We start from the raw sequence: 11,645 nt of genomic DNA, 5'->3' as shown, positions 1-11,645 counted from the left end.
TCCCTACTCTCTACTCCCTACTCCCTACTTATGGATACAAACGCCGCTGAATTACAAGAAAAAATTCGCCAACAATTTGATTTTGGCCCCTATCCCAGAATTCCCATCGACCGCTCCCCAAAAAAGCAGCTAAGCTTACTTTATTTCCATAATTTAATTACTCCCTATTATTTAAGAAATCACCAAGTCATTAATCCAGACCAGAAAGTTATATTAGATGCTGGCTGTGGCACGGGATACGGCACATTAACCTTAGCAGAAGCTAATCCCGGAGCCAAAATTATTGGGATTGATATCTCGGATCAGTCTCTGGATTTAGCCCGTAAACGCTTAAGCCATTATGGATTTGAAGAGGCAGAATTTCATCAGCTTTCTATTTATGACTTACCTAGCAATGGTTGGGAATTTGATTATATTAATTGCGACGAGCTACTGTATTTATTTCCTGATCCAGCCGTTGCCCTGAAAGCCATGAAAGCGGTTTTGAAGCCTGAGGGAATTATTCGCAGCAATCTACACAGTAAGCATCAGCGTCATTTGTATTTTCGAGCCCAAGAAGTCTTCCATCTGATGGGATTATTTGATGACAATCCTGAAGATATGGAAATTGAAATTGCTTTAGATACGATGAAAGCGTTAAAAAATAATGTTGATCTAAAAGCTCAAACCTGGAATCATAAATATGAGGGAGAAGACGGAAAAGAGAGAGTTTTAATGAACTATCTTTTCCAAGGGGATAAAGGCTACACTATTCCTGATTTATTCGCTGGCTTAAGAGAGGCTAATCTAGAATTTATCAGTATGGTTCATTGGCGACAATGGGATTTAATGAGTCTATTCAAAGAACCAGATAATTTGCCAGTGTTTTTAGCGATGAGCTTGCCAGATATTTCTGTGGAAGACCGACTGCATTTGTTTGAGCTATTACATCCTGTTCATCGGCTCCTGGATTTCTGGTGTGGACACCCGGACCAAGGCCAATCCTTTACCCCAATTTCCGAGTGGACAATGTCCGATTGGCAGAAGGCTAAAGTACATCTCCATCCTCAGCTGAATATACTAGACGTTAAACAAGACATGCTCAAAGCTATTACTGAATTACAGCCTTTTGAAATCAGTAGGTATCTGCCAGTGAGTGGAGTTCAATCTCTGGTAGACAGTGCCGTTGCCTCTTGTCTATTACCCCTATTCGATTCCCCTCAGTCGATGCCATCTTTAGTAGAACGATGGCAGAGATTGCGCCCAGTGGATCCGGTAACACTGGAGTCCATATCTGATCAGAAGGCGTTTGATACGGTGAAAGAGGCATTGATGGGATTGGAGAATTATGGATACGTATTGGTTGAAGGTTAGGAGGTTGAAGGTTGAAGGTTTGTAGGTTGAAGGTTGGTAGGTTGAAGGTTGAAGGTTAGGAGGTTGAAGGTTAGTTTGTTGAAGGTTGAAGGTTGGTAGGTTGAAGGTTGAAGGTTCCCGATTCCCGATTCCCGATTCCCGATTCCCGATTCCCGATTCCCGATTCCCGATTCCCTACTCCCTACTCCCTACTCCCTACTCCCTACTCCCTACTCCCTACTCCCTACTCCCTACTCCCTACTCCCTACTCCCTACTCCAAAAGTCCCGCATCGATTCCTAATGCCTGAAGTTGTTCCGGACTAAGAGCCTTTAATTGTGCTACCAACTGTTGCCGCTTTTGTTGCTCCTGCTGGACTTGAGCCTCCGCATACGCTGCTCGCTCCTGGCCAGTCAATAGTAGATTTCCCTCTCGATCCCACCATCGCAACCAAGGTTGTTCCGCTAGACCGAGATACGTGCCTCGCCACACCCCTAGTTCTACATTCATTCTATTAATGGGATAGTGGTTGCGCTCGTTAGGACTCAGGCGCTCGTAGGTGCCATCTTCCCAGTGGTACACTTCCAACTCCCCGGTATTGATCATAAATATACCGTAATAGGGAATGCGAATAATTTTCTCGTATACCCAGAATTTACCTGGTTTTTGAACCTTGCCATCTACTGCTTGCAACGGTGTTTGATCCCGTTCTTCCGCCCCTGTACCCGATGCAAACTCTAGGGCAATCAAAGGTGTTATATATTCCCGCCACAGTACATAAGAGCGTCTAATCTGGCCATCCAGTCGGGGCGGCACGTCAGGCACATAAAACCAATCCGGGGCTTCTGCACCTTTTTCGGGGGGGTTAGTCTCCCGCCAGTAAATCCCACAATCTTGACCGATGGCATAGCGATTGTCTGGGTGAAGCTCTTGCAAGACTGGCTCTATGGAGTCAGTCAGAAGAATGCTTTGGGGATGTTTCTGAAAGTTGTTGACAAAAGTTCCATCAGATTCTGGCAATTGGGTATGGTCTGGAAAAGGGCGCAGTTGTTCGTCAATGGTGGTGTTGGACTGAACCATAGCTCGAAGGTGTTGAGAGAGGATCCCCCCTAACCCCCCTTAACAAGGGCAGGGCTGTTTCATTCTCGCAAAAAATAGATGGGGAGATGGGGAGATGGGGAGATGGGGAGAATTTTGGACTAATACTCGGGATTTTGGGCAAATTTATCGTTCCCTTACACCAAGGCCGTTAACAAATTGTTAGTGATTTGAGTTGATTGAAGGCGGTTAATTCGTAAGATTTTAATGACTAAATTTGGGCATTTTTAGGTAAATTTTAGTTTATTTCCCTATCCCCCTATCCCCCTATCCCCCTATCTCCAATAATCGTTAACTTACTAAAGTTTGAAACAGCCCTGCCTTAACAAGGGGGCTAGCTGCTGTTGGTTATTTTATACAAAAACATTGCAATATCTACAAAGATGAGTTAGACTTTAAGCATAGATTTAATTCCATTAAAGATACTTTGTAACTTAAATTAAAGCCGATAACCAAGGTTTTGGTAGTTACGTTAATTGTCCAGAGTGGAGTTTCATTTATGCGCTAAGCCGGGCTTTGTCTGGGTTTAGCCTTGGGAGATACCCCCTGGCTGCTTTGGCAGCTTGCAAAGCGTGAGCCAAGCTCTTCGTTTTGTAGATTTTGGTAGCTAAAAAGTATCGGGAACCATCGCTCCTCTTTATCATCTCTAGCTTCCCCCTTATTAAGGGGGACGGGAGGGGGATCCCCACAACTGAAGGTTAGCAGGTTGACGGCTTAATTATAGCGCTATCTTTCATCAACCTGGTTTATTTGAGATTTGCGATCGTGAAGCGTAACCAAAGGTTAGTGGACAGTAGGCAAAAGTATCACAAAGGTTGCCAAAGCCTCAAGTAATTTGCTATACTTTAACTATAATATTAGTGCCACGACCTTGTCTTAATTAAAATTTCCCGAAAACCAAGGGTTTTGTAGTGACATTGGATCTGGTTCTAGAAATTTAATGGCGCACGAGGAATATTTCTTTGTGCTTTGGGAGATACCCCCTGGCGTTCGAATCAGCTTGCATTGGCGGGCTAAAGTTTATATTGGTAGACTTTGGTAGCTAAAAAGTATCGGTCAATCGGATTAATCTAGCTTGTAGGGTGGGCAAAAACACTTTGGTGCTCTGGAGAAATCTAGATCATCGAAATTTTGCCCACCATTACCGTTTGATGTCAGATATGCGTTCGCGTTCGCGCAGCGGAGGCCGTAGGCCAAAGCGTGGCCTTTTGGCCAAGGTCAATCCCATTCATCTTTTCGTGGGCAGCAGTGGTGGGCAGTGCTTACTTTAGCTATCGGTTGCTGATCTGATCTTGCTGATCCACTGCCCACCCTACATCTATATCTACATCTACTCTCCCGACTCCCGATTCCCGACTCCCGACTCCCGACTCCCCACACCTCAAAAAATTTTTTCCCCTAGATGATATGAAAATTGAAACAAGTGGGTAAGTTAAGTCTAGAAGAAAACAATTCATAAGCATTCAGCTATCAGCGGTCAGCGATTAGCGCTACGCGCACGCTACGCGAACAGCTTTCAGCTTATGGGTGATCACAGGCTGGAAGCCTGTGCCACATTACTTGACTTTTGAATAAAATAAGCTGACCACTGACCACTGACCACTGACCGCTGAATACTTACAATAAATCAGCATCCCACACCTCCAGAAAGACTTATGAAAACTGATCTAAAAGTTAAACTACTTCAGCACCTGACCCAGAAAAAGCAAGACGAAGGTTTTACCCTAATTGAACTACTGGTTGTAATCATCATTATTGGAATTCTATCCGCCATTGCTCTGCCTTCTTTCTTGAACCAAGCTAATAAAGCCAAGCAGTCAGAAGCTAAAACTTATGTCGGTTCCATGAATCGCGCTCAGCAAGCTTACTACCTGGAAAACGATCAATTTGTAACTGTGGAGACTGATTTTGGTGAGTTAGGTCTTGGCGTTGCCACACAGACTAAGAACTATATTTACGGAGTAGAAAACGGAAATACCACGAAACCAAGCGTCTCTAACTATGGAGACCCAGCGACAGATGATGGGGATGTTGATCTTGAATCTTCCCTTAAGGCATATCAGGGCGTTACAGCCTTAGGTGAGATAGAAGAGACCCGTGAAGCAACCACGTTGGCTGTATTGTGTGAAACTAGAAGAGCTGTGGCAATTGCGGGTATAAGTGCTAAGGGTGTAGGGGTTACGATTACCAATGATCAGCCCCAATGCAAGGACGAAGATAACTGGAGGAATTTATCAGGTAAGTGATACTTAAGGGAAACCTTGGTTATGAGAGTTTGAATCACCGAAAATTAGATATTTAGTTAAAGTGGGTAGAGGGTTCTACCCACTTTAGTTTTATGGAAATACTTTAAGTGGACAATTACGCTCATCACGTTTTGAATGGTATTAGAAAATGGGGTGATATCTTTAATTTAAATACCACAAAAGTATGACTAACTGGCAGCAACAAGCGGAGCACTATCTAATTCAGGGAAACTACAGTCAAGCCGCAAGTTTATACGAACAGGCGATTGAAGCGGAACCAGATGTGATCGCCTACTACTGGCATTTAGGGTTACTGTTCCTCTTGCAGGGTCAAGAGACAGAAGCCCAAACCACTTGGCTGCTGGTGATGGCGGAGGCGGAGTCAGACCAATTAGAGACTTGGACTCAGGAACTGCTCCAGGTGTTGCAAACCGAAGCTGAGCGCAGGCAGGAGTTAGGGGATGATGCCCTAGCCTGGGCAATCCGCCAGCATATGCGGGAAATTTGCCCCACGAACCTGACTAATCTCTTGGAAATTATTGCTCTCAGCATTAAGCTAGAAACCTTTACCGGTGATGACTTGACGGAGCTGGGGGTGATTGAACTGCTACAAACCCAGCCAACAGTAGAATGCAATCACCAGTTATTAAAAGAGGTTTTAGAGCAGATACTAGACGCCCAACCATTGCATCCCGCCTCCCTAGCATTCACCGAAGCTTGCTTAGCTTACCTGCCTAATCCTGAGTTTTGGTTTTGGCCGTTGCTGTCAGCCTGTATGAAAATTGGTCATACTTTAAAGCAACCGACCATTGCTGCTAGTTTTCTGGAACGTTATCGCTCCTTAGATCTTCAGAATCCTCATAATATAGAAATATTACGACATCTCGCTACCTTTTATCAAGATGCTCGTAATTATGACCAGGGCATAGAAACCGCTAAGTTGTGCTATTCCTTATCGGAATCCTTACCAGACCAAATATCTGGAATTAACTTGGTACTGCGGGGGATAATGAATGCGGGGGGCTATTGGCAGGAGGTTTCTGCGGCTTGCCAGACCCTAGAATCACTGCTGGTTTCCTTAATTAAGCAACAACCAGCTAACTTGTCTGATGTTGAGACTCTGCGTCTGCTTACCCCATTCTTTCCTCTGGTTCATTTTAAGGACGAGCCTAGCCATTTTAGACCAATTTTGAATCAAATCGCTGAGGTGTTTCAGAGGAATATTCGGGAGTATAGCAAGGAAAGAGCGGAGTGGTATGGATCCCCCCTAACCCCCCTTATTAAGGGGGGAATTGAGCATGGATCCCCCCTAACCCCCCTTAATAAGGGGGGAATTGAGCACGGGGGAATTGAGCAGGGAGTAAAAACTACTAGACCCTTAAAAGTCGGATACCTGTGTCATTGCTTAAGACGGCATTCTGTGGGGTGGCTAGCTCGTTGGCTGTTTGAGCATCATGACCGGGAGCGGTTTCAACTTTATGGCTATTTCCTAGACTATAAGCTAGTAAACGATAACCTCCAAGAGTGGTATATCAATCAAGTAGACCATCCTCGCAAATTAGGGATTCATGTTCTAGATGTGGCTGAGCAGGTTTATCAGGATCAACTGGATATTTTAATTGACCTGGATAGCATCACCCTGGATATCAGCTGTGCAGTCATGGCTCTGAAACTGGCACCAGTACAAGTCACTTGGCTAGGGTGGGATGCTTCAGGATTACCTGCCATTGATTACGTGATTGCTGACCCCTACGTATTACCGGATTCGGCTCAGGAGTACTATTCCGAGAAAATCTGGCGCTTACCCCAAACCTATATTGCTGTGGATGGGTTTGAAGTGGGTGTACCTAGCTTACGTCGGGACCACCTGGATATTCCCAACGATGCCACCATTTATCTCAGTAGTCAGAAGGGATACAAGCGCAATCCCGATACCACAAGGCTGCAAATGAAAATTATCAAAGCGGTCCCCAATAGCTACTTTTTGATTAAAGGCAAATCTGACCAAGACTCCATCAAACGGTTCTTTAACCAGATTGCCGAAGAAGAAGGGGTAGAGTGCGATCGCTTACGGTTTCTACCAGAAGTACCTACGGAAGCCGTTCATCGTGCCAACTTAGGGATTGCGGATGTGGTACTAGATACCTATCCCTACAATGGAGCCACCACTACCCTGGAAACCCTCTGGATGGGTATTCCCCTAGTCACCCGAGTGGGAGAACAGTTTGTTGCTCGCAACAGTTACACCATGATGATGAATGCGGGAATAACGGAAGGCATTGCTTGGACAGATGATGAGTATATCGAGTGGGGGATTCGCTTAGGTAAAGACCCAGCCCTCAGACAACAAATTTCCTGGAAACTGCGACAATCTCGACAAACTGCGCCCTTGTGGAATGGTAAGGAATTTACTCGGGAAATGGAAAAGGCTTATTTGGAAATGTTAGGGAGATAGGGAGTAGGGAGTAGGGAGTAGGGAGTAGGGAGTAGGGAGTAGGGAGTAGGGAGTGTGGGGAGTGTGGGGTGTGGGGTGTGTGGGAGATAGAGCTTGTAGGGTGGGCAAAAAGCGATGCAGCGCGGTCTTGGGGGTTTCCCCCATGAGCGACTGCATCAAGACACAGTTTCGTTCAAATGAGTCTTCTAGATAATATTACTTTGCCCACCCTACTTGAATTGGTATTTTTTTTACACGCAAGTCCCTTATCTTTCACCCCTGATCTGTCTCCATTGTTCCTGAAACGTTGAAGTAGGACTATTTCCCTTTATTTGTTCAACAACTCTATCAGTTTCCATGGTGTGACGGTCAATGTCTTCCTGATACTCATCATATACCAATCCTAAATGAATTGTGATAATTTTTGTTCCCTTTTCCCTACTCCCTACTCCCTACTCCCTGTTCCCTGTTCCCTGTTCCCTGTTCCCTTTGGTATAGTATGCCATTGCCCCATGAACCTGGGCTAAGGACAGATCATACTTGTGAGCAATTTCTTCTAAAGATTCTTTCATCTCCAAATACATTTCAGCAATAGCAGCAACAGGCATTCTTGTCCCAGCGATGCGGGGTTTACCATAACAATAGTCAGGATCTATGGCAATATATTCGGTAGTTATTTGTTGGATAGACATTTGTCTGATTTTGATTAAAAGATAACCGTATTAATTATAAGCAAAAGGCAATAGGCATGCTAGCAAAAGGCAATAGGCATGCTAGCAATAGGCATGCTAGCAAAACTGATCTGACTCCCATCTCCCCATCTCCCCATCTCCCCATTCCCCTCCTGGGAGGGGTTAGGGGTGGGTTCCCATCTCCCCATCTCCCCACACCCCATACCCCACACCCTACTCCCTAAAGAATTTGTTACAAAAATTTTTTAAATATGTTATAATATAGCGTTTTTTATGTTATACTATAAAAGTGGATGAAAAACGTCCATGGGAAGAGCCAGCCTACTGACAGTCCAAAATCTCTAGGCTGGCTCTAGATCGCCCCATAAAAGGAGACAACCCAATTATGACTTACTATCACCGCCTACACCCGTGGGCCATCGTTCGCCTGTTACCAAAGATGCAGCGAGTTGTTGTTGGTCGCTTTCGCAATCGTTCTGATGCGGAAGGGCATTTAAAGGCTCTGAAACGATTAATGCCTGATGCTGAATTCATCATTGTTTTTGATCTAGGCGATCTTCCTAGGGAGGAAATGTAGAATGTAGAATTAAGAATGGAGAATTAAGAATGTAGAATGTAGAATTAAGAATTAAGAATGTAGAATTAAGAATTGAGAATTAAGAATGTAGAATTAAGAATTGAGAATTAAGAGGTTGTCTGAGAAGTCTCATTTGCTACATCTAAGCCCCCGTTGGTCCCCCAATTTTGGGGGCTTTTACCAGCAAATTGATTCTTTTTCCCCCCAGAATTGGGGGGCTAGGGGGGCAAAATTCAGTATCAAAAAACTTTTCAGATCTCCTCTAAGAACGCAGAAGGCAGAAGGGAGAAGGCAGAAGGCAGAATTTCCAATTCACCATTCATTCTTCATTCTTCATTCTCCATTCTACTTGGTGGTGCGTTACGGGGCGGGCTATTCCAATACTGGCCCTCGAAGTTAAAAATGAGGGCAAGCCCGCCCCTAACGCACCCTACATTCTTCATTCTTCATTCTCCATTCTAAATTCTTCATTCTAAATTCTAAATTCTCAAAGGAAAGCACTATGCTATTAAAAGATAAAAAACGCTACTACACAGCAGACGAGTATTTAGAACTAGAAGAAGCTGCTGATTATAAAAGTGAATATCGGGATGGAGAAATTTTACCGATGGCTGGAGGCACTACAAATCATAATAAAATTGCTCTGAATTTTGCAGCTCACTTGAAGTTTGCCTTAAAAGGACAAGCATACGATATCTATATCGGTGATGTACGATTGTGGATACCTGATTATAGCCAGTATACCTATCCTGATACTATGGTAATTCAGGGGAAACCCATCTATACCGGCAAACGTAAGACGACTGTCATGAATCCCTTGCTAATTGTTGAAGTATTATCCAAATCTACTAGAAACTATGACCAAGGAGAGAAGTTTCTCTACTATCGCTCAATTCCCCAATTTAAGGAATATATATTGATAGATCAGGCCAGATATCATGTGATTCAACATACCAAAACCAGTGAAGGACAATGGTTACTTACTGAGCAAACTTCAGAAGCAGCAATTCTGGAATTAAGTACTATCGACTTTAAACTTAACTTTAGTGATATTTACGAAGGGGTTAATTTTGAAGAGGATGATGAAACTTGTCAAGTTTAAGGTTAAAAAGTTGAAAGTTGAAAGTTGAAGGTTTAAGGGTTTAACTTTTTCTGTTCCCTATTCCCTGTTCCCTGTTCCCTGTTCCCGATTCCCGATTCCCGATTCCCGATTCCCGATTCCCTAAAAAGCGTTATCGTAGTTTTGGTTAAGGCAAAAGAAGCTTCTCTGACTGGTATGTATCTCACCCATTTCGGCGCAAACAGCTGGCTACTGGAACTCCCAGAGCAACGAATTCTGATTGACCCCTGGTTAGTGGGTTCATTGGTCTTTGGCAACCAACCTTGGTTCTTTAAAGGGGACAAACCCGAAGCACTTAATAGCATTCCGGATAAAATTGACCTAATTTTGCTCTCCCAAGGCTTAGAGGACCACGCCCATACCCCAACCTTGGAAAAATTAGACAAAACTATTCCAGTGGTGGCCTCTACTAGTGCAGCAAAGGTAGTCAAACAGCTAGGTTATACCCAGGTAACCACCCTTACTGCTGGTGAAACCGTTGCGTTAGGAGATCACATAGAAATCCGAGCCTTGCCAGGAGCACCCATTGGTCCATTCCAGCAGGAAAATGCCTATCTGATCAAGCAGTTGGATAGTGGTAAAAGTCTTTACTACGAACCTCATGGCTATCCCCCTGCTGAAGTCAAGGATTATGCCCCAGTTGATATCGTGATTAGCCCAGCCGTGACCTTAGAATTACCGTTACTAGGGCCAGTCATTCAAGGCCATAAAACAGCACTGCAGTTGGCGCAATGGTTACAACCCCAAGTCTTTCTGCCCACAGCAGCCGATGAAATTGTAGAGTATCAAGGGGTTTTGGCTTCTGTGCTGCGGGAAGTGGGTAGTCTCGAAGAATTGCGATCGCAACTCCTCCAGCAGAACCTGCCTACCAAAGTCATCACTCCCAAACTAGGGGTTTCGTTGGAGTTATAGGAAGGGAATCGGGAATCGGGAATCGGGAATCGGGAGAAGAGAAGGGGGAGTGTGGGAAGTGTGGGAAGTGTGGGAAGTGTGGGAAGAGGAATGTGAAAACGCTAGAGTAGCATAGTGTCCCACATCAACAGCTAGGAGATCCAAAATGCTGGAGTTGTATCAATTTGAATTGTCCCAATACTCAGAGAAAGTACGACTGATTCTGGATTACAAAGAGCTGGACTATCGCAAAATTGAGGTAACCCCAGGAGTAGGACAGTTAGAACTATTCCAACTGTCTGGTCAAAGTAAGGTACCAGTGCTAAAAGATGGGGATACCGTGATTAGCGATTCCACTGCGATCGCAATGTATTTGGATCGCAAATATCCCGACAAACCCATCATCCCCAGCGATCCCAAAGAACGAGGACTCTGCTTACTGATCGAAGAATGGGCAGATGAATCCATTGGTACCAAGAGCCGGAAAGTGGTCTATGGCGCATTGAGTCAAAATCCCGACTTCCGCAAATCGGTCTTACCGAACCAAACCCCGGATGTGCTCAAAACAGTAGTTGGTTCCGTACCCTCGGAATTTTTAGATATTCTAGGGTTTGGTGTCGGTTGTGGCACTGATGCCGTCAAGGAAGCCAAAGATGGTCTCAAGCAAGACCTAGAAGCCTTGAGTCTATTGCTCCTGGATAGTCCTTATCTAGTCAGCAACTCCCCTTGCTTAGCAGATTTTGCCGTAGCTGGTTTAAGTCTGCTCCTGAAATTCCCCGATGGGAATTATCTCGATATCCCCCAGCAATATCAAGGTCAAGGGATTCCTGGCTTTGCCGATAGTAACCTCTATGAAACCTTTTTTGCTTGGCGCGATCGCATCTATGCTGATTATCGCAAACCTTTAGTTTCCAATACTCCCAGCGATTCTCAACCCACATCAATTGATATTGAGTAATCAGATTTACCGTCAGCGGTCAGCCGTCAGCCGTCAGCCGTCAGCGGTCAGTGGTCAGTTTGACCCGATGGTGCGTTACGGGGCGGACTAGCTTGCTAGCTTGCCTATTGCCTAGAAAAGTGGTGCGTTACGGGGCTACTGGCGCTGGACCTTGAATATGATGGCAATCCCACCCCTAACGCACCCTACTCCCTACTCCCTACTCCCTACTCCCTACTCCCTACTCCCTACTCCCTACTCCCTACTCCCTACTCCCTACTCCCTACTCCCTATAACCCAAATGATTTAGGATTGCTAT

At 44.8% G+C, this 11,645-nt stretch carries 14 protein-coding genes; 9 read left to right on the top strand and 5 right to left on the bottom strand.

Features of this window, described 5'->3' with window-relative positions; all coding sequences use genetic code 11:
- The first annotated feature begins 30 nt into the window (after window positions 1-30).
- A complete protein-coding gene (locus tag F6K53_RS22715) occupies window positions 31-1,353 on the top strand; it encodes a class I SAM-dependent methyltransferase (RefSeq protein ID WP_293069868.1) in 1,323 nt (440 codons plus the stop codon).
- Between the two features lie 107 nt (window positions 1,354-1,460).
- A complete protein-coding gene (locus tag F6K53_RS22710; RefSeq protein ID WP_293069866.1) occupies window positions 1,461-1,634 on the top strand; it encodes a hypothetical protein in 174 nt (57 codons plus the stop codon).
- Here F6K53_RS22710 and F6K53_RS22705 read toward each other — a convergent pair.
- Window positions 1,605-2,411, bottom strand: a complete 807-nt coding sequence (locus F6K53_RS22705; RefSeq protein WP_293069864.1) for a Uma2 family endonuclease — start codon at window positions 2,409-2,411, stop codon at window positions 1,605-1,607. The two genes, F6K53_RS22710 and F6K53_RS22705, sit on opposite strands and share 30 nt — an antisense overlap.
- A 1,673-nt stretch (window positions 2,412-4,084) precedes the next feature.
- Here F6K53_RS22705 and F6K53_RS22700 point away from each other — a divergent pair.
- On the top strand, window positions 4,085-4,675 hold the full coding sequence (locus tag F6K53_RS22700; protein ID WP_293082289.1) for a type IV pilin-like G/H family protein: 591 nt from the start codon (window positions 4,085-4,087) through the stop codon (window positions 4,673-4,675).
- Window positions 4,676-4,859: 184 nt separating this feature from the next.
- The gene (locus F6K53_RS22695; protein ID WP_293082286.1) at window positions 4,860-7,130 is read left to right on the top strand and encodes an O-linked N-acetylglucosamine transferase, SPINDLY family protein; all 2,271 of its coding nucleotides are present in this window, start codon (window positions 4,860-4,862) and stop codon (window positions 7,128-7,130) included.
- Here F6K53_RS22695 and F6K53_RS22690 read toward each other — a convergent pair.
- The 3 genes from F6K53_RS22690 to F6K53_RS22680 form a co-directional block, all read right to left on the bottom strand.
- The gene (locus F6K53_RS22690; RefSeq protein ID WP_293069861.1) at window positions 7,119-7,286 is read right to left on the bottom strand and encodes a hypothetical protein; all 168 of its coding nucleotides are present in this window, start codon (window positions 7,284-7,286) and stop codon (window positions 7,119-7,121) included. The genes F6K53_RS22695 and F6K53_RS22690 overlap by 12 nt on opposite strands.
- Before the next feature lie 275 nt (window positions 7,287-7,561).
- Window positions 7,562-7,801: a DUF433 domain-containing protein gene (locus F6K53_RS22685; RefSeq protein ID WP_293069860.1), complete on the bottom strand. Its 240-nt coding sequence runs from the start codon at window positions 7,799-7,801 to the stop codon at window positions 7,562-7,564.
- 59 nt (window positions 7,802-7,860) lie between these two features.
- Window positions 7,861-7,989: a hypothetical protein gene (locus tag F6K53_RS22680; RefSeq protein WP_293082283.1), complete on the bottom strand. Its 129-nt coding sequence runs from the start codon at window positions 7,987-7,989 to the stop codon at window positions 7,861-7,863.
- A gap of 197 nt (window positions 7,990-8,186) precedes the next feature.
- Between F6K53_RS22680 and F6K53_RS22675 the strand changes: the two genes are divergently transcribed.
- The 3 genes from F6K53_RS22675 (at window position 8,187) to F6K53_RS22665 (ending at window position 10,410) form a co-directional block, all read left to right on the top strand.
- Window positions 8,187-8,378, top strand: a complete 192-nt coding sequence (locus F6K53_RS22675) for a hypothetical protein (RefSeq protein ID WP_293017675.1) — start codon at window positions 8,187-8,189, stop codon at window positions 8,376-8,378.
- 502 nt (window positions 8,379-8,880) lie between these two features.
- A complete protein-coding gene (locus F6K53_RS22670) occupies window positions 8,881-9,480 on the top strand; it encodes a Uma2 family endonuclease (protein ID WP_293082280.1) in 600 nt (199 codons plus the stop codon).
- Window positions 9,481-9,654: 174 nt separating this feature from the next.
- Window positions 9,655-10,410: an MBL fold metallo-hydrolase gene (locus F6K53_RS22665; protein ID WP_293061749.1), complete on the top strand. Its 756-nt coding sequence runs from the start codon at window positions 9,655-9,657 to the stop codon at window positions 10,408-10,410.
- Here F6K53_RS22665 and F6K53_RS22660 read toward each other — a convergent pair.
- Window positions 10,405-10,554 (bottom strand): hypothetical protein, encoded by a 150-nt coding sequence (locus F6K53_RS22660; protein ID WP_293045419.1) that lies wholly within the window; start codon window positions 10,552-10,554, stop codon window positions 10,405-10,407. The genes F6K53_RS22665 and F6K53_RS22660 overlap by 6 nt on opposite strands.
- 1 nt (window position 10,555) lies before the next feature.
- Between F6K53_RS22660 and F6K53_RS22655 the strand changes: the two genes are divergently transcribed.
- Both F6K53_RS22655 and F6K53_RS22650 read left to right on the top strand, forming a co-directional pair.
- Window positions 10,556-11,347 (top strand): glutathione S-transferase family protein, encoded by a 792-nt coding sequence (locus tag F6K53_RS22655; protein WP_293082277.1) that lies wholly within the window; start codon window positions 10,556-10,558, stop codon window positions 11,345-11,347.
- Between the two features lie 157 nt (window positions 11,348-11,504).
- Window positions 11,505-11,636: a hypothetical protein gene (locus F6K53_RS22650; protein WP_293082274.1), complete on the top strand. Its 132-nt coding sequence runs from the start codon at window positions 11,505-11,507 to the stop codon at window positions 11,634-11,636.
- Window positions 11,637-11,645 lie beyond the last annotated feature (9 nt).

Origin of the sequence: Moorena sp. SIO4A1, assembly GCF_010672065.1 — a bacterium.
In the GTDB taxonomy this organism is placed as follows: domain Bacteria; phylum Cyanobacteriota; class Cyanobacteriia; order Cyanobacteriales; family Coleofasciculaceae; genus Moorena.
The sequence above is the reverse complement of the archived record's forward strand: the minus strand, read 5'-3'. Positions and strand labels throughout refer to the sequence as shown.

Coding starts and splice junctions, on each gene's coding strand:
- F6K53_RS22665 (WP_293061749.1), top strand. CDS start 9,655: ATGTATCTCACCCATTTCGGCGCAAACAGCTGGCTACTGGAACTCCCA.
- F6K53_RS22700 (WP_293082289.1), top strand. CDS start 4,085: ATGAAAACTGATCTAAAAGTTAAACTACTTCAGCACCTGACCCAGAAA.
- F6K53_RS22705 (WP_293069864.1), bottom strand. CDS start 2,411: ATGGTTCAGTCCAACACCACCATTGACGAACAACTGCGCCCTTTTCCA.
- F6K53_RS22690 (WP_293069861.1), bottom strand. CDS start 7,286: ATGCAGTCGCTCATGGGGGAAACCCCCAAGACCGCGCTGCATCGCTTT.
- F6K53_RS22650 (WP_293082274.1), top strand. CDS start 11,505: ATGATGGCAATCCCACCCCTAACGCACCCTACTCCCTACTCCCTACTC.
- F6K53_RS22655 (WP_293082277.1), top strand. CDS start 10,556: ATGCTGGAGTTGTATCAATTTGAATTGTCCCAATACTCAGAGAAAGTA.
- F6K53_RS22695 (WP_293082286.1), top strand. CDS start 4,860: ATGACTAACTGGCAGCAACAAGCGGAGCACTATCTAATTCAGGGAAAC.
- F6K53_RS22685 (WP_293069860.1), bottom strand. CDS start 7,801: ATGTCTATCCAACAAATAACTACCGAATATATTGCCATAGATCCTGAC.
- F6K53_RS22670 (WP_293082280.1), top strand. CDS start 8,881: ATGCTATTAAAAGATAAAAAACGCTACTACACAGCAGACGAGTATTTA.
- F6K53_RS22680 (WP_293082283.1), bottom strand. CDS start 7,989: ATGGGGAGATGGGAACCCACCCCTAACCCCTCCCAGGAGGGGAATGGG.
- F6K53_RS22675 (WP_293017675.1), top strand. CDS start 8,187: ATGACTTACTATCACCGCCTACACCCGTGGGCCATCGTTCGCCTGTTA.
- F6K53_RS22715 (WP_293069868.1), top strand. CDS start 31: ATGGATACAAACGCCGCTGAATTACAAGAAAAAATTCGCCAACAATTT.